This is a genomic window from Pseudoalteromonas sp. Bsw20308, assembly GCF_000310105.2.
In the GTDB taxonomy this organism is placed as follows: Bacteria; Pseudomonadota; Gammaproteobacteria; order Enterobacterales; family Alteromonadaceae; genus Pseudoalteromonas; species Pseudoalteromonas fuliginea.
The window spans coordinates 746,592-769,403 of sequence record NZ_CP013138.1 but is presented as its reverse complement, the minus strand read 5'-3'; the positions used below and the strand labels follow the sequence as shown (position 1 = coordinate 769,403).

Below are 22,812 nucleotides of genomic sequence, written 5' to 3'. Positions count from 1 at the left end.
ATTCACTATATTTCAAAAACAATTTCATCGTCATCACAACTTATTTTCTGCTCCATAAGAGCTGCTAATTCTTTAATTATTGGTGTGCTATACAAATCGCTAATATTAAAATCAACATCTAGATCACGCTTTATTTTAGAAACTAAACGTGTCGCTTGAATTGAATTACCACCAATTTGGAAAAAGTTGTCGTATATCCCCACCTGCTCTAACTCTAAGACGGTTTGCCATACTTCACACAACCCTGCCTCGAGTTCGTTCCTTGGGCCAACGTACTGAGACTTGTCTACTAAAATCGGTTCGGGTAACGCCGCCTTATCCAATTTGCCATTTACTGTTAGCGGGATCCCTGCGATTTCCATAACACTGCTTGGCAACATGTAATCCGGTAATTGCTGACGTAATTGTGCTTGTAGCTGCGTTATCGACAAACTCTCGCCCGCCTGTGCAACTACATATGCAGCTAAATACTGGCTTTGCGCTTGGCTTTGTACAATAACTGCCGCTTGTTGAACCCCTGGTAACGCACTCACCACACTTTCAACTTCACCCAGCTCGATACGATGACCTCGTATCTTCACTTGATTGTCGTTACGGCTGATATAAACCAATTCTCCACTGGGAAGCCAGCGCACAATATCCCCCGTCTTATACAAACGGGTATACCCTTTCGCTTTATCCGCTTCACTGGCAAATGGGTTCGCTATAAAACACTGTGCTGTCAACTCTGGACGATTTAAGTACCCCCTCGCCAGACCTGCACCGCCGATATATAACTCCCCAGGACTGCCCATGGGAGCCAAAGCCCCTTGCTCATCCAATACATAGAATCGCTTGTTATCTAACGGGTGCCCTATCGGCGCATCGCCCGCTTGACCATCAAAGTGATAAGCACTGGCAAACACCACCGTCTCCGTCGGCCCGTAAACATGAATAAATTGGGTATCTTTATGCTCTTCTATCGCTTGTTGCACCACATTAATATCGGCCGACTCACCACCAAAGAGGACATTTCTGACCCTTGTATCTTCTAACGCACCTGATTTAATCATTTGATTAAACAACGCCGTTGTCGTGAAGAATGTATCGATATCATGATGACGCAATGCTTTATTAAAGCGTGTCATATCCAATAACGTCTCTTTACTCAACAAATAACAGCTCGCGCCTTGTAATAAGCTATAAAACGCGTCAAACACAAAACCATCAAATGAGTAAGGCGCTAAACTCGCAACGCGCCCGACGCGCCCATTCTCTACATAGGCATCGTTAAACACAAAAGCTGCGGCGGCTTCATGCTCGACCATCACCCCTTTTGGCTGCCCTGTCGTGCCCGAGGTGTAAATTACATACGCTAAATCATCTGCATCACTATGGGAGTCTAACGCTTCACTTGTATGCGTTGCTGACCAAGCGCTCGTTGCTGAGATTAATGTCACCGCTTCGCCATCTACCCACTGTGCTAACTGCGTTTCATACATTGACTCTGTGACAATTAACCCCATCTGCGTGTCTTCTAGAATGTATTCAATGCGCGACTGTGGGTATTCCGGTGACAACGGAACATACGCTCCGCCCGCCTTGAGTATCGCTAAAATACTCACCACCATATTCACGCCGCGCTCTAAGTACACCCCTATCAAAGTACCCGCGCTCAATGCTTGACCATGACAGGCTAAGTGGTCGGCTCTTATCTCTCTTGCTAAGCGATTAGACGCTTCCTCCAACGTCTGGTAACTGAGTTCCTCATCCTCACACACCAAAGCGATACTCGCTGGCGTTTTATGCGCCTGAGCACTGAATAACTCCGCCAGTGTCTGCCCCTGTGGATACGCTTTATCTGTGTCATTCAATGTGCACAATAAGGTGTCACGCTCTGCGTCACTTAACAGTGGCAGCTCGCCAACACACGTATACTTGCCACTTACCAAGCCGGTTAGGACGCGTGTATACAAGCCCAATAACCGCTCTATACTGTGCACCTCGAACAAGCTCAATGCATAATTCAACTGACCCGATATGCTCGCTTGCCCATCTGTCATTACAAGGTTCAAATCAAATTTAGCGGGGCTATATAATGTATCCTCTCCTAAATCATCGACCACCTCAAAGGGTAAAGAGCTCTCCGTTCCTAACGTATTACCAAACCCTTGTACACTGAACATGACCTGATAAATAGGGTGCCTTGCGCGGTCTCGCTCTACCTCCAACAGCTCCACCACATTCTCAAATGGCAACTCTTGATGCACCTTCGCACCACTAACCACACTATGAACCTCTGTTATGAAGTCTGTGATCGCTTGCTCATGCTTGATCTCTGCACGCAGGGCCAACGAGTTAACAAAAAAGCCCACCAAAGACTGTGTCTGTGCGTGATGCCTATTTTCTGAAGGCGTTCCCACAACAATATCCTGTTGGCCAGACAGCGCTGATAATGTTAAATAAAAGCCGCTTAATAACACGGTGTACAAGGTCGTTTCTTGTGTTTTGGCAAGCGCTCTGAGCTGCATTGACAACTCAGGATCTAAACTAAAGCTATGGTCTTGGCCTCTAAAGTCTTGTACCGCCGGCCTAGCTTTATCCGTATATAAATGTAACGGCTCCACTCCCGCTAGCTGCTGTTGCCAGTAGGATTGCAGTTGTGTCAGCACTTCACCTTGTAAGTGTTCACGCTGCCATGCCGCATAGTCTGCGTACACAATGTCTTGCTCTGGCAATGCAACCACATCACCCTGACACAATGCTTGATAGCACTGTGCTAGCTCTTGTATGAAAATATCCAAAGACCAACCATCAAATGCAATGTGATGCCACATGATGAGTAAATATCGCTGCCCTGATACCTCATACCCGTGTAACTGCAAACTTAACTGCGACGTTAAATCAAAGGGCGTCGACATCTGTGTTTTTAATGTCGCGTGTAATACTTCATCGCTGGCTAATTGCTGCCATGTCAGTAGTAGCGACTCTGTTATCGGTGTTTGATAGGCGTTATCTTGCTCATCATGTCGATACACCGTTTTGAGTATCGGGTGCCTATCTAATAAAAGATTGAACGCCGTTTCTAAATTCTCTAGTTGCACCTCTGGTGCCAGCTTCACCACCATCGGAATATGGTATGCATCTGAGCCCGCTGAATATTGCTCAATGAACAGTAAACGCTCTTGTGCAAAAGATAATGGCACTTGCGTCAAGGTTGTTTTAGGAATGACGATTAACGGTTCATCACTGAGGTTCTGCGCCAATCCCGCGACGGTTTTATGTTCAAACAACTGGGTTAATGAGATATCGATCCCCAAGGTGCGACGACTGACCTGAGTCAACTTGATCGCCATGATGGAATTACCACCAATTTGGAAAAAGTTGTCGTATATCCCCACCTGCTCTAACTCTAAGACGGTTTGCCATACTTCACACAACCCTGCCTCGAGTTCGTTCCTTGGGCCAACGTACTGAGACTTGTCTACTAAAATCGGTTCGGGTAACGCCGCCTTATCCAATTTGCCATTTACTGTTAGCGGGATCCCTGCGATTTCCATAACACTGCTTGGCAACATGTAATCCGGTAATTGCTGACGTAATTGTGCTTGTAGCTGCGTTATCGACAAACTCTCGCCCGCCTGTGCAACTACATATGCAGCTAAATACTGGCTTTGCGCTTGGCTTTGTACAATAACTGCCGCTTGTTGAACCCCTGGTAACGCACTCACCACACTTTCAACTTCACCCAGCTCGATACGATGACCTCGTATCTTCACTTGATTGTCGTTACGGCTGATATAAACCAATTCTCCACTGGGAAGCCAGCGCACAATATCCCCCGTCTTATACAAACGGGTATACCCTTTCGCTTTATCCGCTTCACTGGCAAACGGGTTCGCTATAAAACACTGTGCTGTCAACTCTGGACGATTTAAGTACCCCCTCGCCAGACCTGCACCGCCGATATATAACTCCCCAGGACTGCCCATGGGAGCCAAAGCCCCTTGCTCATCTAGCACATACACTTTACGTGTATTAATTGGCTTCCCTATTGGTACTGAGCTACCTTGCTTCCCCTCACACCGATGAATTGTTGTAAAAGTCGTACCCTCTGTAGGTCCATACCCATTGAGAATAAATTCAGGCCTATATTTTTGTAATGCCAAGCGCTCTATTAAGTGCGGTGTCAAGACCTCTCCGCCTATTAATAAGTAACGCAAACTGCCAAATAAATTGGGGGATTCAATGTATAACGTGTCAAACAAGGTCCGTGTTAACCAAAGCACTGTTATCGACTTGTCTCGTAGCAGTCGTTGAATACTATTCACCATTAACGAGGTTTTTGAAGGAACTATGACTAGCCTCGCACCATGCAGCAGTGCTCCCCATATTTCGAAGGTAGCCGCATCAAAATTAGGCGATGAAAAGTGAACCAAAACATCTTTATTTGATAAATCAACATAGTCAGTATCTTTGAGCAAAGATACCACTCCACGTTGAGGAGTCATCACCCCTTTTGGCTGCCCTGTCGTGCCCGAGGTGTAAATTACATACGCTAAATCATCTGCATCACTATGGGAGTCTAACGCTTCACTTGTATGCGTTGCTGACCAAGCGCTCGTTGCTGAGATTAATGTCACCGCTTCGCCATCTACCCACTGTGCTAACTGCGTTTCATACATTGACTCTGTGACAATTAACCCCATCTGCGTGTCTTCTAGAATGTATTCAATGCGCGACTGTGGGTATTCCGGTGACAACGGAACATACGCTCCGCCCGCCTTGAGTATCGCTAAAATACTCACCACCATATTCACGCCGCGCTCTAAGTACACCCCTATCAAAGTACCCGCGCTCAATGCTTGACCATGACAGGCTAAGTGGTCGGCTCTTATCTCTCTTGCTAAGCGATTAGACGCTTCCTCCAACGTCTGGTAACTGAGTTCCTCATCCTCACACACCAAAGCGATACTCGCTGGCGTTTTATGCGCCTGAGCACTGAATAACTCCGCCAGTGTCTGCCCCTGTGGATACGCTTTATCTGTGTCATTCAATGTGCACAATAAGGTGTCACGCTCTGCGTCACTTAACAGTGGCAGCTCGCCAACACACGTATACTTGCCACTTACCAAGCCGGTTAGGACGCGTGTATACAAGCCCAATAACCGCTCTATACTGTGCACCTCGAACAAGCTCAATGCATAATTCAACTGACCCGATATGCTCGCTTGCCCATCTGTCATTACAAGGTTCAAATCAAATTTAGCGGGGCTATATAATGTATCCTCTCCTAAATCATCGACCACCTCAAAGGGTAAAGAGCTCTCCGTTCCTAACGTATTACCAAACCCTTGTACACTGAACATGACCTGATAAATAGGGTGCCTTGCGCGGTCTCGCTCTACCTCCAACAGCTCCACCACATTCTCAAATGGCAACTCTTGATGCACCTTCGCACCACTAACCACACTATGAACCTCTGTTATGAAGTCTGTGATCGCTTGCTCATGCTTGATCTCTGCACGCAGGGCCAACGAGTTAACAAAAAAGCCCACCAAAGACTGTGTCTGTGCGTGATGCCTATTTTCTGAAGGCGTTCCCACAACAATATCCTGTTGGCCAGACAGCGCTGATAATGTTAAATAAAAGCCGCTTAATAACACGGTGTACAAGGTCGTTTCTTGTGTTTTGGCAAGCGCTCTGAGCTGCATTGACAACTCAGGATCTAAACTAAAGCTATGGTCTTGGCCTCTAAAGTCTTGTACCGCCGGCCTAGCTTTATCCGTATATAAATGTAACGGCTCCACTCCCGCTAGCTGCTGTTGCCAGTAGGATTGCAGTTGTGTCAGCACTTCACCTTGTAAGTGATCACGCTGCCATGCCGCATAGTCTGCGTACACAATGTCTTGCTCTGGCAATGCAACCACATCACCCTGACACAATGCTTGATAGCACTGTGCTAGCTCTTGTATGAAAATATCCAAAGACCAACCATCAAATGCAATGTGATGCCACATGATGAGTAAATATCGCTGCCCTGATACCTCATACCCGTGTAACTGCAAACTTAACTGCGACGTTAAATCAAAGGGCGTCGACATCTGTGTTTTTAATGTCGCGTGTAATACTTCATCGCTGGCTAATTGCTGCCATGTCAGTAGTAGCGACTCTGTTATCGGTGTTTGATAGGCGTTATCTTGCTCATCATGTCGATACACCGTTTTGAGTATCGGGTGCCTATCTAATAAAAGATTGAACGCCGTTTCTAAATTCTCTAGTTGCACCTCTGGTGCCAGCTTCACCACCATCGGAATATGGTATGCATCTGAGCCCGCTGAATATTGCTCAATGAACAGTAAACGCTCTTGTGCAAAAGATAATGGCACTTGCGTCAAGGTTGTTTTAGGAATGACGATTAACGGTTCATCACTGAGGTTCTGCGCCAATCCCGCGACAGTTTTATGTTCAAACAACTGGGTTAATGAGATATCGATCCCCAAGGTGCGACGACTGACCTGAGTCAACTTGATCGCCATGATGGAATTACCACCAATTTGGAAAAAGTTGTCGTATATCCCCACCTGCTCTAACTCTAAGACGGTTTGCCATACTTCACACAACCCTGCCTCGAGTTCGTTCCTTGGGCCAACGTACTGAGACTTGTCTACTAAAATCGGTTCGGGTAACGCCGCCTTATCCAATTTGCCATTTACTGTTAGCGGGATCCCTGCGATTTCCATAACACTGCTTGGCAACATGTAATCCGGTAATTGCTGACGTAATTGTGCTTGTAGCTGCGTTATCGACAAACTCTCGCCCGCCTGTGCAACTACATATGCAGCTAAATACTGGCTTTGCGCTTGGCTTTGTACAATAACTGCCGCTTGTTGAACCCCTGGTAACGCACTCACCACACTTTCAACTTCACCCAGCTCGATACGATGACCTCGTATCTTCACTTGATTGTCGTTACGGCTGATATAAACCAATTCTCCACTGGGAAGCCAGCGCACAATATCCCCCGTCTTATACAAACGGGTATACCCTTTCGCTTTATCCGCTTCACTGGCAAATGGGTTCGCTATAAAACACTGTGCTGTCAACTCTGGACGATTTAAGTACCCCCTCGCCAGACCTGCACCGCCGATATATAACTCCCCAGGACTGCCCATGGGAGCCAAAGCCCCTTGCTCATCCAATACATAGAATCGCTTGTTATCTAACGGGTGCCCTATCGGCGCATCGCCCGCTTGACCATCAAAGTGATAAGCACTGGCAAACACCACCGTCTCCGTCGGCCCGTAAACATGAATAAATTGGGTATCTTTATGCTCTTCTATCGCTTGTTGCACCACATTAATATCGGCCGACTCACCACCAAAGAGGACATTTCTGACCCTTGTATCTTCTAACGCACCTGATTTAATCATTTGATTAAACAACGCCGTTGTCGTGAAGAATGTATCGATATCATGATGACGCAATGCTTTATTAAAGCGTGTCATATCCAATAACGTCTCTTTACTCAACAAATAACAGCTCGCGCCTTGTAATAAGCTATAAAACGCGTCAAACACAAAACCATCAAATGAGTAAGGCGCTAAACTCGCAACGCGCCCGACGCGCCCATTCTCTACATAGGCATCGTTAAACACAAAAGCTGCGGCGGCTTCATGCTCGACCATCACCCCTTTTGGCTGCCCTGTCGTGCCCGAGGTGTAAATTACATACGCTAAATCATCTGCATCACTATGGGAGTCTAACGCTTCACTTGTATGCGTTGCTGACCAAGCGCTCGTTGCTGAGATTAATGTCACCGCTTCGCCATCTACCCACTGTGCTAACTGCGTTTCATACATTGACTCTGTGACAATTAACCCCATCTGCGTGTCTTCTAGAATGTATTCAATGCGCGACTGTGGGTATTCCGGTGACAACGGAACATACGCTCCGCCCGCCTTGAGTATCGCTAAAATACTCACCACCATATTCACGCCGCGCTCTAAGTACACCCCTATCAAAGTACCCGCGCTCAATGCTTGACCATGACAGGCTAAGTGGTCGGCTCTTATCTCTCTTGCTAAGCGATTAGACGCTTCCTCCAACGTCTGGTAACTGAGTTCCTCATCCTCACACACCAAAGCGATACTCGCTGGCGTTTTATGCGCCTGAGCACTGAATAACTCCGCCAGTGTCTGCCCCTGTGGATACGCTTTATCTGTGTCATTCAATGTGCACAATAAGGTGTCACGCTCTGCGTCACTTAACAGTGGCAGCTCGCCAACACGCGTATACTTGCCACTTACCAAGCCGGTTAGGACGCGTGTATACAAGCCCAATAACCGCTCTATACTGTGCACCTCGAACAAGCTCAATGCATAATTCAACTGACCCGATATGCTCGCTTGCCCATCTGTCATTACAAGGTTCAAATCAAATTTAGCGGGGCTATTAACTGTGTTAGGTAACGGTACTTTTGACCAAGGTAGAACCGTGTTATTTTCAGCACTATCGTTAGAGTTATCTAACGCAAACATGATTTGAAATATAGGGTGACACGAGGTGTCTCTCTCGACTTCCAATACATCCACTATTTTTTCAAATGGCAAATCTTGATTTGCTTTGCCTTGAGTTACTAAATTGTGGACTTGAGCAACTAATGCCTCAATCAGATCGTTTTGCTGTATACAAACTCTAAGTGGCAGAGTGTTTACAAAAAAGCCGATTAAAGGTTGAACTTGACTATGGTGACGATTATCAGACGGCGTACCAATAACAATATCTTTTTGCCCTGAGAGCGCTGAAATAGTTAAGTAAAATCCACTCAGTAGCACTGAGTAAAGCGTTGTTTCATTAGCTTTAGCGAACTCTCTAAGTAAACTCGATACCTTATCATCTAATGTGAACTTAAGATCACCGCCGCGGTAGTCAAAATGGCTAGGTCTGATATGATCAGTAATTAAGTTGAGTTGCTCATAACCAACTAATTGCTCTTTCCAATAGTTCAGCAATCGATTTAATGTATCGCCACTTACATTGTCCCTTTGCCAAATAGCATAATCGCTGTAGCTGATTGATAGATCTGGCAGTTGAACTGGGTTGCCTTTATATAAGGCTGAATATGCAAGAGCAACTTCATTGTTAAACAATCCAATTGACCAACCATCAAATGCAATATGGTGCCAAACAATCAAAATATACTGCTGTTCTTCTAACAAGAAGTGATGAACTCTGATAGCTAAATCATTTTTCAGGTCAAAAGGTTGTGCTGTTAGACGAGTTACAGAATGCTCTAATTCTTTTATATTACTTGACTGCTCTTTGTGGATAGTTACGCGTTGATCTAATTTGTATTGATACCCTTGGCCACTTTCGTCTTCACGATAAGTTGTTTTAAGTACATCGTGTCGCGATACGACCATATTGATTGCTTCTTCCAAAAGCACCATATCAATCGCGCAGTTTAATTTTGCCAAATGCGGAATATGATACGTATCTACGCCTTCGTTAAAGCGTTCAATAAACCACAACCTTTCCTGAGCGAAAGACAGTGGGGGAGATTGCAAGTTTGAACGCAGGATCACATTAGTAGAGGTCTCATCTAAAAAAGGTACGATCTTGGCAATCGTTTTCTTTTCAAAAAGCAAAGGTAATGGCATATCAATATTTAGTTGTCGCCTACATTCAAGCCCCAATTTAAGGGCTTTTATTGAGTTGCCACCTATTTGAAAGTAGTTGTCATGAATACCTACCTTCATTACTTCTAACGCCTTTTGCCAAACTAAGCACAGCTGCCTTTCAAGCTCACTTCTTGGGGCTACATCGATTTCGTCTGTATTAAAAGTTAGCCTTGGAAGCGCCTCTTTATCCAGTTTTCCATTAATCGTTAACGGAATTTCGGGGAGTTGCATTATGCCATTGGGTAACATGTGTTCAGGAAGAGTACTAGATAACTCAGCTTGAACAGCGTCAATATCTAATTGACTCTTTGCAACAACATACGCGCATAAGTAGTCACTCTCGTGCAGTACAACTACTGCTTGTTCGATACTAGAAATGAATACTAATGCTGACTCTATCTCACCGAGTTCGATTCGATACCCTCTTACTTTAACTTGGTCATCATTCCGGCCTAGGTATTGCAACTTTCCATCTGCTGACCAGCGTACAATATCCCCAGTTTTATATAACAGACTTTTCTTATGATTTGATGAGCCTGGTATTTTAAAAGGGTTATCAATGAATCGTTCAGCAGTAAGCTCTGGTAAATTCAAATACCCCTGTGCCAAACCAATACCACCAATAAACAACTCCCCAGGAACATTCACTGGTGACAAACCTAGATCTGGCTGAAGTACATATACTTCGACCCCTGCGAGTGGACGACCAATTATTCCTTGTTCTTGCTCATTAGTTACTTCATGGAAGGTTGCTTCGCCAGTTTCAGTTGGACCATAATAGTTAATTACATCGGTACGATCGAAGTCGATTAGTAATAGTTGTTCTTTAGTAAGATTTTCGCCACTAAAATAAATCCGTTCGAATGGCTTATCGTTATTACATAAAGACAAGTATGCATTAAATTGCGAAGGCACAAAGTGCGCTGCATTAACAGGCTCTGAGCTACATAAATAGTCAATTTCCTGAGGATCAAAACTAGATTTAGTAATGTGAATAGTTGCACCGACCATCAAATGACTAAATAGATCAGATACAGATACATCGAAAATGTAGTTAGTTTTAAATAAGTAACTATTACGCTTCGATTTACTCAAGCCTGCAATACAATAGTTTCTCTGCGTGCTTGCGCCGTGAGTAATCTTTACCCCTTTAGGTGTACCAGTAGTTCCTGACGTGTATATAATATAAGCTAAGTCGTCAACATCGCAGGGCTCATCAAAGTTATGATTTACACTTTTGTCTAAATAATCAATTTGATCAACTTCTAAAATATTGCAACATAAATCGCTATCAGCTAGGTTTTCCCTTAACTTTGATCCATACCAACTTTGGCTCAGCAATAGAGGAGCCTGTGTATCATGCAATATAAATTGCATTCGACTCACTCCATGCTCTGGAGCAATTGGTACGTATGCGGCACCAGCCTTTAACACAGCAAGTATACTTATGACCATTTCTAAACTACGATCTAGATACAAAGCCACAAATTGATTAGACTCTATCGGCGTTTCTTTAATTGCGTAGAACTCTGTTCTAATCCTATTGGCTAGCACATTTGCTTTACAATTCAGTTCTTCATAATTTAAAGTCTCACCATTGAAAACTAACGCTGTATCTTTTGGCGTTTTATCAACTTGCTCCTCAAACGCTTTGTGAAGCGTTCCTGCCATGAAAACAGGTTCAGCAGATTGATTCCAAACGTTTAAAAACTTATCTATATCTACCCTTGATAAATACCTCAGCTCACTAACACGCGTTTTTGCATTATGGACAAATCCTTGTAGGATACGCCGATACATTTGCACGATACATTCGATGCTTTGAACCTTAAAAAGAGTGACCGCATAATTTAAACCACCAAAGATAGTGCTGCCGTCATCATTTAAGAATAAATCAAGATCAAACTTCGCCGGGCTGTAGCTATGCAGCAGCTGATGTGTTTCAAATGCGACTGGGAATACTTCATTATTATTTTGAGTAAATTGTTGAAGTCGGAAGAATGCCTGAAATATTGGGTGTTTAGCTGGATCTCGCTTGACATCAAGTGTATCAACTATCTTTTCAAACGGCATTTTTTGATATATTTTGCCTTGGGTCACAATGTGATGAACTTTGCCAACAAACTTTTCTACACTATCATTGAAGTCAACGTGCGCCCGTAAGGGTAGTGAGTTCACGAAAAAACCAATCAGAGACTGAACTTGAGCTTGCTCTCTGTTTTCTGAGGGAGTACCAAGGATAATATCTTGTTGTCCACTATATCGAGCAAGCGTAATGTAAAAAGCACTGAGTAAAACGGTATATAACGTCGTCGATTGCTCTTTCGCCATTATCCTTAATTTACTAGACAATTCAGCGTCTAAAGTAAAGAAGTGGTCTTTTCCTTCATAGTTAAATTGTTTAGGTCTTGGATAATCTAATGGGAGTTCAAGTTCCTCAAAATCACTTAGCTGAGCTTGCCAATATGCTTGTGCTTTTTCTAGAAAATTGCCTTTGAGCTTTTCTTTTTGCCATACTGCATAATCTAGATAGCGTAGCTCTGGCTCACTCTGCTCTACAGGTAATGATTGCTGAACTGAAGAATAAGCCTTTGCCAAGGCCTCCATAAAGATATTTACCGACCAACCATCGAACGCAATATGATGCCAAACAAACAGTATGTAACGTTGCGTTTTAAGTAGGTAGTAATGTACCCGTATACTTAATTCTTTAGATAAATCAAATGGAGTTCTGTTAACCTCAGCAATCGCTTGATGCAACTGTTCTTCACTCGCCAGTTCATGAGTATTAATATTTACGCCAACATCTAGAATTTCTTGGTATGCCTCCCCAAATTCGTCCTCTAAATACACTGTTGTTAAGATAGGATGTTGCTTAACAACCACATCAAGTGCTTGCTGCAAATTCGACACATTAAAGGTATCATTTAACTCAATTAAGTGAGGAACATGGTATGCGTGACTACCGCTCTCAAACTTTTCTATAAATAACAAACTTTCTTGTGCAAAAGATAAAGGTGCTCTAGTGAGATTAGTTTTTGGAATGACGACCAGCGGCTCAGTACTTAAGTTCGCTGTTAGCCCAGCGATTGTTTTATGCTCAAATAACTTTGTTAGTGGGATATCCATATCTAATTCACGACGGCTTACCTGGGTAAGCTTTATAGCCATGATCGAGTTACCACCGATATGGAAGAAATTATCATATATCCCAACCAGCTCTAACCCTAAAACCGTTTGCCAGACTTCACATAAACTCTTCTCAAAATCGTTCCTAGGTGCAACATACTGAGATTTATCTATCAACTCTGGTTCAGGTAACGCAGCTTTATCTAATTTACCGTTCACTGTTAATGGAATTAAATCCACTTCCACCAAACTACCCGGCAGCATATAATCAGGCAGACATTGACGTAACCTTTCCTCCACATTTGCCAAAGTCACTGAGTAACTTTGTTCAGTAACAAAATACGCAACTAAAAATTGAGTGCCATGTTTCTGCACATCAAATACAACCGCTTGCTGTATTCCCTCTAGAGACATCAAAACACTGGCAATTTCATCTAACTCTATTCTCACGCCTCTAATTTTTACTTGGCTATCAATACGTCCAATATACTCAAGTTCTCCTGTTGACAACCAACGCACTAAATCCCCCGTTCTATATATTCGCTGACTGCTGCCTTCAACTTTTCCATCGTAATATGGGTTTTCTATAAACTTTGATGCCGTTAATGCCTCAAGATTTAAATACCCTCTCGCGACACCCATACCGCCAATATATAGTTCACCCACAACGCCACTTGGAACTAAAGCTTGCTGTTCATCTAATACATATAAGCTCGCATTACGAATTGGGCCACCGATACTGACTTTTTCTGTCACCATCAATTGCTTTATCGTTGCGCATATAGAAGATTCAGTCGGTCCGTAAGCATTATAAAAACAAACTTTATCTACCCACTTCTCTTTTAGAGCCTCATCACATGCTTCACCCGCCACAGTGACATGAGATACACACGGAACGTCATATGGCTCAAGTAACTTTAACATAGAAGGCGTCATCATTAAGTGACTCACTTTATGTGCATTTATTTGAGCGCAAAGGTCACTGGAATTATCTGATAAACATATACTCGCACCTCTACTGAGAGTCACAAATATCACCCAAGTGGCTGCATCAAAGTTCAATGATGTATTTTGGAAAAAAACACTGTTACTTTGAACGTCAATCGCCTTAGCATTATCAGTAATGGTATTGACAATACCTCGGTGCTCAATCAAAACCCCCTTAGGTTTACCTGTAGTACCTGAGGTGTATATAACATAAGCCAAGTGCTCACTGTTTACAGACAGAGCTAAATCCGATTTCGAGTATTCAACCCCACATTGTTCAATGAGCAGAACCTGCGGTTGAATCGCTAAGTTTTGTACCAACTTTTTAAGCTTTGTCTCATAAGGTGCTTGGGTTAATACCATTGGCGCTTTTGTATCTGAAAGCATAAATGATACCCGCTGTTCAGGTAGCTCTGAGGAGATTGGGACATAAGCACCTCCGGCTTTTAGAATTGCCAATAGCCCAACAACCATGTCGATACTTCGCTCTAAATATATCCCTATGATTGTTTCTGCTGGCATTGGCTGACCATACAGACTTTTGTAATTATCGCGCAGCCTATGCGCTAAAAAATTTGCCCTTTGGTTTAATTCAACATAGGTAATGGACTCTGAACCAAAAGAAACTGCAACATGTTTAGGCACCGCTGCGACTTGGGTTTCAAATAAAGAGTGAAGGCTAGTGTTAGCTGGGTTGGGACTATAAGTATTGTTATAATCAATCAACTGTTGCTGTCGCTCTTGATCAGATAACATTGGAATATCAGCTATTCGGTTATATTTTTCACTAACTATAGCCGTGAGTACTCGCTCATACAAGCCCAATAACCGCTCTATACTGCGCACCTCGAACAAGCTCAATGCATAATTCAACCGACCCGATATGCTCGCTTGCCCATCCGCTATTAAAAGGCTTAGGTCGAACTTGGCTGGACTGAATAACCCTTCAGATTCAAGCAGGTTCATCTTCTCAAATAGTAGAGACGCATCGCCTGTTATTGAGTCACCAAAACGTTGTACACTGAACATGACCTGATAAATAGGGTGCCTTGCGCGGTCTCGCTCTACCTCCAACAGCTCCACCACATTCTCAAATGGCAGCTCTTGATGCACCTTCGCACCACTAACCACACTATGAACCTCTGTTATGAAGTCTGTGATCGCTTGCTCATGCTTGATCTCTGCACGCAGGGCCAACGAGTTAACAAAAAAGCCCACCAAAGACTGTGTCTGTGCGTGATGCCTATTTTCTGAAGGCGTTCCCACAACAATATCCTGTTGGCCAGACAGCGCTGATAATGTTAAATAAAAGCCGCTTAATAACACGGTGTACAAGGTCGTTTCTTGTGTTTTGGCAAGCGCTCTGAGCTGCATTGACAACTCAGGATCTAAACTAAAGCTATGGTCTTGGCCTCTAAAGTCTTGTACCGCCGGCCTAGCTTTATCCGTATATAAATGTAACGGCTCCACTCCCGCTAGCTGCTGTTGCCAGTAGGATTGCAGTTGTGTCAGCACTTCACCTTGTAAGTGATCACGCTGCCATGCCGCATAGTCTGCGTACACAATGTCTTGCTCTGGCAATGCAACCACATCACCCTGACACAATGCTTGATAGCACTGTGCTAACTCTTGTATGAAAATATCCAAAGACCAACCATCAAATGCAATGTGATGCCACATGATGAGTAAATATCGCTGCCCTGATACCTCATACCCGTGTAACTGCAAACTTAACTGCGACGTTAAATCAAAGGGCGTCGACATCTGTGTTTTTAATGTCGCGTGTAATACTTCATCGCTGGCTAATTGCTGCCATGTCAGTAATAGCGACTCTGTTATCGGTGTTTGATAGGCGTTATCTTGCTCATCATGTCGATACACCGTTTTGAGTATCGGGTGCCTATCTAATAAAAGATTGAACGCCGTTTCTAAATTCTCTAGTTGCACCTCTGGTGCCAGCTTCACCACCATCGGAATATGGTATGCATCTGAGCCCGCTGAATATTGCTCAATGAACAGTAAACTTTCTTGTGCAAAAGATAATGGCACTTGCGTCAAGGTTGTTTTAGGAATGACGATTAACGGTTCATCACTGAGGTTCTGCGCCAATCCCGCGACGGTTTTATGTTCAAACAACTGGGTTAATGAGATATCGATCCCCAAGGTGCGACGACTGACCTGAGTCAACTTGATCGCCATGATGGAATTACCACCAATTTGGAAAAAGTTGTCGTATATCCCCACCTGCTCTAACTCTAAGACGGTTTGCCATACTTCACACAACCCTGCCTCGAGTTCGTTCCTTGGGCCAACGTACTGAGACTTGTCTACTAAAATCGGTTCGGGTAACGCCGCCTTATCCAATTTGCCATTTACTGTTAGCGGGATCCCTGCGATTTCCATAACACTGCTTGGCAACATGTAATCCGGTAATTGCTGACGTAATTGTGCTTGTAGCTGCGTTATCGACAAACTCTCGCCCGCCTGTGCAACTACATATGCAGCTAAATACTGGCTTTGCGCTTGGCTTTGTACAATAACTGCCGCTTGTTGAACCCCTGGTAACGCACTCACCACACTTTCAACTTCACCCAGCTCGATACGATGACCTCGTATCTTCACTTGATTGTCGTTACGGCTGATATAAACCAATTCTCCACTGGGAAGCCAGCGCACAATATCCCCCGTCTTATACAAACGGGTATACCCTTTCGCTTTATCCGCTTCACTGGCAAATGGGTTCGCTATAAAACACTGTGCTGTCAACTCTGGACGATTTAAGTACCCCCTCGCCAGACCTGCACCGCCGATATATAACTCCCCAGGACTGCCCATGGGAGCCAAAGCCCCTTGCTCATCCAATACATAGAATCGCTTGTTATCTAACGGGTGCCCTATCGGCGCATCGCCCGCTTGACCATCAAAGTGATAAGCACTGGCAAACACCACCGTCTCCGTCGGCCCGTAAACATGAATAAATTGGGTATCTTTATGCTCTTCTATCGCTTGTTGCACCACATTAATATCGGCCGACTCACCACCAAAGAGGACATTTCTGACCCTTGTATTTTCTAACGCACCTGATTTAATCATTTGATTAAACAACGCCGTTGTCGTGAAGAATGTATCGATATCATGATGACGCAATGCTTTATTAAAGCGTGTCATATCCAATAACGTCTCTTTACTCAACAAATAACAGCTCGCGCCTTGTAATAAGCTATAAAACGCGTCAAACACAAAACCATCAAATGAGTAAGGCGCTAAACTCGCAACGCGCCCGACGCGCCCATTCTCTACATAGGCATCGTTAAACACAAAAGCTGCGGCGGCTTCATGCTCGACCATCACCCCTTTTGGCTGCCCTGTCGTGCCCGAGGTGTAAATTACATACGCTAAATCATCTGCATCACTATGGGAGTCTAACGCTTCACTTGTATGCGTTGCTGACCAAGCGCTCGTTGCTGAGATTAATGTCACCGCTTCGCCATCTACCCACTGTGCTAACTGCGTTTCATACATTGACTCTGTGACAATTAACCCCATCTGCGTGTCTTCTAGAATGTATTCAATGCGCGACTGTGGGTATTCCGGTGACAACGGAACATACGCTCCGCCCGCCTTGAGTATCGCTAAAATACTCACCACCATATTCACGCCGCGCTCTAAGTACACCCCTATCAAAGTACCCGCGCTCAATGCTTGACCATGACAGGCTAAGTGGTCGGCTCTTATCTCTCTTGCTAAGCGATTAGACGCTTCCTCCAACGTCTGGTAACTGAGTTCCTCATCCTCACACACCAAAGCGATACTCGCTGGCGTTTTATGCGCCTGAGCACTGAATAACTCCGCCAGTGTCTGCCCCTGTGGATACGCTTTATCTGTGTCATTCCATTCACATAAAAGCTTTGTATGATGCTCAAAAAAAGAAGGGGGGGTTATTTTTTTATTATTATTTTTGCAACGCATAAAACGAAAGCCTCTTACTCTTGTATCAATATTTATCTTATTTATTTGAAGAAATAAAATTAACTAAGAAGTACTAATTTAAACAGTTTAATAATAGATATAGTGTCAAATTTTTATCATGTATTTCTTATTGCTTTGACAAAAATATAGCCGCCAGTTCTACTATCCTCTTTCAACGAAATCGATGCCATTTTTAATACTTTTAAACCTATGTTGGAAAAGTAGAGTTCTAGTTCATCTTCTGTTAGAGGAACGCTATCATGAGAATGATTACCTGAAAGCCAACCATTAGTTCTATTTAAAAAAGCAGCTTGGAAGATTCCATTTTTATTTAATAAGCTACATGAATTCTGAAGGGATTGAAGGAATATATCTTTCGAGCAACTAATACAATCTAATACAAAATGTGCATCAACAACCTCATAAGTTTTTTTAGTATTAGGCTGCAATATATTTAAATGACTAATATCTCTTATTTTATCTCTAATTAATTTAGTTCTAGCTTCAATATTACTTAAATCATTTGGGAGGGCTTCGCACTCTAAAGCTTTTTTTATGTAGGAGTTCCAGTTATGCCCTTTGCCTTTCATCCATAACTTTATTTCAGAAAGGCACGATTCATTAAAGTCTGTAAAGTCAATTGAATCAACATATTTAGACGCTGTAATAATAGAACTAATTACAGGTCCACCACCGATAACTAACATAGAGCCTTTTGGTTTTGAAGTGTCGTAGCAGTGTTGCCACCAATTTAAGTGAAACGCTTCCTCATAATCAAATGAAGGGTCTTGTGAATAGTAGGTTCTTAAATATTCCTCAGGGCTCATTGCGTAAGTTCCTTTTATGCAGAGTAAATTTAACTTTATATGTATCAATTTTAGGAAATTACACCAGAAACAAAAAAAAAACAATATTTACTTTTTTGAAGCATGAAGTTAAAAAAATTAACAGCCGGACTTCCCATAGTTTGCTAGACACCCAATAAGTTACATTGTAACTTCTAATAAGAGGTGTTTTATGAGCAAAGGTAAACGGTATACCCAAGAGTTTAAAGAAGCGGCTGTTAAACAAATTACTGAGCGCGGATATTCAGTTGCAGAAGTCGCCGAGCGATTAGCTATTTGTACCAAAACGTTATATCACTGGCGGAGCCAGTTATCAGATAAACCTAAATCCGCTCAATCATCCGATGAAAAAATTGAAGATCGCTAAATTAGAGGCTGAGTTAAAGCGTGTCACGGAGGAACGGGACATTTTAAAAAAGGCCGCAAGGTACTTTGCCAGCAACCCTGAGTAAAGTACGGCTTCATTCGTGATCACCAAGATGAATTTTCTATCACAACGATGTGCCGCCTTTTTAAACTGCATCGTAGTGGTTTTTATGCGTGGTTAAAAAAACCTTTAAGCGATAGAGCGCTTGAAGATAATCGCTTGTTGAAACTCATTAAAGAATTTTATGTAGCCAGTGGCGGCACGTATGGTAGCCCTTGGATACATGCAGACTTGCGTGAAGCCGGTGAGCAATGCAGCGTAAATCGCGTCGCTAAGATCATGCGACAACATAAGCTTAAAGCGCAAATTGGGTATAAGCGTCGCCATATTAAAGGCGGTAGGACATCGCGGATTGCAGATAACTTATTAGCACGTCAATTTAACCCACCTGCGCCGAATCAATCATGGGTGAGCGACATAACTTACATAAGAACTTATGAAGGTTTTTTATATGTGGCAACAGTAATGGATTTATTCTTTAGGCGTATTGTGGGTTGGTCAATGGATAAAAATATGGATAAGCACCTTGTTATAAACGCATTGTTGATGGCTGTATATCAACGTCAACCGAAGGCTGAAGTAATGGTGCATAGTGATCAAGGTAGTCAATACGGTAGCGCAGATTATCTCGCATTTATGAAAGAACATCAACTTGTGCCTTCGATGAGCCGCGCTGGGAACTGTCATGATAATGCGGTTGCTGAAAGCTTTTTTGCGACAATTAAAAAGCGAATAGTTAAGCGTAAGATATACTCGACACGCGAAGATGCGAAAGCTGAGATATTCAATTTTATAGAAATGTTTTACAATCCAAAAAAGTACAACTCACATACAGGCGGTGTTTCACCTGCTAAGTTTGAAGAAGCGTATTATTCTGAGTTAAAAACTGTCTAGTGAAGGCTGGGAAGTCCAATGCTAGAGGTCCTTTCCTATGCGTATTTTGTTATCACATACTACTAGAGTTTTTACAATCTGTTTATCGTAATAAAATAATATATTATAGTTTTTTTTAATGTTGTGCTTTTCTGCAAATTTTTCATTTAACGTCAAAATCAATTGATTTTTTAAAATATTCAATACCTTTATTTTTGCAATATCAAAGCCAAAAAATTCGTTTACAGAGCTATATACAGCTTTAAATAAGCTCTCCTTAGCTGAAAATGCGATAGCTAGGGCTATATTTACAGGTGTTTCTAGAGCTAATAGTAAATTAAATTCAGACTCATCTACAACTTGGTCTTTAACTATATCCAACATGTCATTAGGAATGTGGTCCTCAACATCCAGCCCAACACCAAAAATATTTTCAGTTTTTCCAACTATACAAAAAACTCGCTCGTTGGTATGTGAAATTGAACCTATAGTACCCATAGGCCATATCGGAGCCCTACTTTCCCCTATATTCACTTGGTTATTACCAATATACTTTAATTTTAATAGAGCATGTTGAGCTGCGATACGTCCGGCCAAAAATTCCGCTTGGCGCTTATATACTGACTTCTTGATTGTTACTGGTAAATTTACACCGTAATAATCAAATAGAGCTGGCGAATAAAAATTAGAATCAAACTCACCTTCGATTAGGAAGATATTGCTCCGCATGGAATAAATAGATTTAATTTTGAAAAATTCGTAACTTTCTTCGGAAGAAGATTCAAAGGTTGAAGTGGACAGTAAATAGTTCATCAGCAATAAACTTAATACTTTAAGATATACTCGAGTTATTAGAAAGTAGAAGCTTATTATCCGAAAAATCTATAATTGCACTATATTGTACAAAAAATGGGGAGCCTAGTAGTCCGTGAATACCTTTTTCATCACCTGCGATTTGAACATGAGCCAAATCAAGTGAAATAAAGTCAGGATTGGCAAAGAATACACCTTCTATCTCGATTTTTGAAATGTTAATACTTCCAACTGTGTGTTCCGAAGTACCAAGCCCAGCAGCACTTTCCTGACTCAAAGCTTCTTGAATTTCCAACTGAGTAAGATATGCTCTATCTAGAACAGATGAGCCTGCACCTGTATCCAATATTAAGCGTAAGTTATGGCCATTTATTTTACACTCAATAATCTGATGCCCAGTATTAGATATCTCAAATTCTATGATAACCTTTTCTCCGCTCCCGCGCATATGAATGCATTCCTTAATTCAATATAAATAATTATCCAAAAGATGATATAATATTTTTGTAGAGCTGTCATTGAGTATCGATAATCCTTCCATTTTAAATGGGGTGAGCTGTAAAACTTCCGTTGTTTAACTGATCTGAACCAATAGTATTGGATACCTCTTTAAGTGAGTAAATTTACTCATAGAGGTAAATCATGACAACAATGACCAAATGTAAATTTTATTCAGAAGGATTCAAAGAAGAAACGCTAAAGCTGGTAAGTAAAATTGTGTAGTGGTCAACTAATTTTGGCCACAGTTTTAGAACCTTGATATCTAACCTCAGATTCATTTGGTGCTAAACCGGCATTATAATGATGCGGCCTAACATTGTTGTAATATCCATTTATGTAATCACTTACGCTATATTTAGCGTCTATAAAGTTTCCATATCCAATCTTTGGCATCCATTCCGTCTTAAAGCTTCTAAAAAATCGCTCCATTGGCGCATTATCCCAACAATTTCCACGTCTACTCATACTTTGTGTGATTTTATAGCGCCATAAACGTTGGCGATATTTTAAACTTGTATAATGGCTACCTTGGTCTGAATGGAACATGAGTCCTGTCGGTTTCCCTCTGCTTTCATATGCGAGTTCAAGCGCTTTTAGCGTTAAATTAGTATCTGGTGACAACGACATTGCCCAGCCAACCACTTTGCGTGCAAATAAATCAATAACCACGGCTAAATAAGCCCAGCGATTGCCTGTCCAAATATACGTCACATCACCGCACCACACGGTATCCGGCTCAACAACATCAAACTGTCTATCAAGCAGGTTTGGGATTTCAAGGTGTTCATTACCACCACGTTTATATGAATGTTGAGGTACTTGGCAGCTTTCGAGCTTTAATTTAACCATTAGCTTAGCTGCACGATAACGGCTCAATTCAAAATCATTGTTCGTTGCTATCGCTGCGATTGTCCGTGCCCCTGCTGAACCACCACTCATCGCATGTATTGCTTTTACTTCAGCCTCTAACCTTACTTGCTCAGGTGTCGGCGTTGTATCCCGTATGGCCCAGTACTTATAGCTGCTGCGATGCACATTGAATACGCGACATAGCACATTAATTGGATAACGCTCTCGTTGATTTAACTTCTCGATTAACGAGAATTGTTCAGGGAGTCGGACATCAAGAGAGCGGTAGCCTTTTTTAATATATCCTTTTCTAATTCAATGCGTTGGATTTGCTTTTTAAGTTCGCGGATTTCAATTTGTTCGGGCGTCATTGGTGACGCTGATGGTGACTGACCATTGCGTTCTAGCTTTAATTGAGTAACCCATTTACTTACGGTTGATTTACCCACCCCCATCGCTTTTGCTGCGTCTTCTTGCGTATAACCTTGGTCTACTACAAGCTGAGCCGTTTCTAATTTAATTGCCGCTGAATATGTTGCGCGTTTTAATTTCGTCATTTTTTCACCCAAATTTGTATGCTTATTAGCATAACATTTCTTTCTTAATGGGTGGCCAAAATCACTGTACCACTACACTTTCGCTTTTGCTGCGCATGATTTTTTGAAGCCAGCTCTAGTGATTTAATTAAAAGCTTATGAGCGCTCATCTTAGTACCCTTTTAAAATTTAGTCGCACTGCTGTTGAGGCTATAAAAGTA

At 42.5% G+C, this 22,812-nt stretch carries 5 protein-coding genes and 1 pseudogene; 1 reads left to right on the top strand and 5 read right to left on the bottom strand.

The window, feature by feature from the left end:
• Positions 1-5 precede the first annotated feature (5 nt).
• Positions 6-17,747 carry a non-ribosomal peptide synthetase gene (locus D172_RS03270; protein ID WP_058230529.1) on the bottom strand — a complete coding sequence of 5,914 codons (17,742 nt, stop codon included), beginning with the start codon at positions 17,745-17,747 and terminating at the stop codon, positions 6-8.
• Between the two features lie 116 nt (positions 17,748-17,863).
• On the bottom strand, positions 17,864-18,574 hold the full coding sequence (locus tag D172_RS03265; protein WP_033023952.1) for a hypothetical protein: 711 nt from the start codon (positions 18,572-18,574) through the stop codon (positions 17,864-17,866).
• A 190-nt stretch (positions 18,575-18,764) separates the two neighbouring features.
• Between D172_RS03265 and D172_RS03255 the strand changes: the two are divergent.
• Positions 18,765-19,913, top strand: a pseudogene (locus D172_RS03255) (IS3 family transposase).
• A gap of 21 nt (positions 19,914-19,934) precedes the next feature.
• On the opposite strand, the gene D172_RS03250 reads toward D172_RS03255, so the two are convergent.
• The 3 genes from D172_RS03250 to D172_RS03240 all read right to left on the bottom strand — a co-directional run bounded on the left by D172_RS03250 (position 19,935) and on the right by D172_RS03240 (position 22,612).
• Positions 19,935-20,705 carry a 4'-phosphopantetheinyl transferase family protein gene (locus D172_RS03250; protein ID WP_007379115.1) on the bottom strand — a complete coding sequence of 257 codons (771 nt, stop codon included), beginning with the start codon at positions 20,703-20,705 and terminating at the stop codon, positions 19,935-19,937.
• Positions 20,706-20,724: 19 nt separating this feature from the next.
• A complete protein-coding gene (locus D172_RS03245) occupies positions 20,725-21,153 on the bottom strand; it encodes a retropepsin-like aspartic protease (protein WP_033023949.1) in 429 nt (142 codons plus the stop codon).
• Positions 21,154-21,431: 278 nt separating this feature from the next.
• Positions 21,432-22,612 (bottom strand): IS3 family transposase gene (locus D172_RS03240; protein ID WP_150115549.1). Its coding sequence is split into 2 segments (ribosomal slippage): positions 21,432-22,354 and positions 22,354-22,612, totalling 1,182 coding nucleotides; the frame shifts between segments, so codons are not numbered across the junction.
• Positions 22,613-22,812 lie beyond the last annotated feature (200 nt).

Bases quoted from the DNA above. Each gene is read 5' to 3' on its own strand.
- D172_RS03270 (WP_058230529.1), bottom strand. From the start codon at position 17,747: ATGCGTTGCAAAAATAATAATAAAAAAATAACCCCCCCTTCTTTTTTT.
- D172_RS03265 (WP_033023952.1), bottom strand. From the start codon at position 18,574: ATGAGCCCTGAGGAATATTTAAGAACCTACTATTCACAAGACCCTTCA.
- D172_RS03250 (WP_007379115.1), bottom strand. From the start codon at position 20,705: ATGAACTATTTACTGTCCACTTCAACCTTTGAATCTTCTTCCGAAGAA.
- D172_RS03245 (WP_033023949.1), bottom strand. From the start codon at position 21,153: ATGCGCGGGAGCGGAGAAAAGGTTATCATAGAATTTGAGATATCTAAT.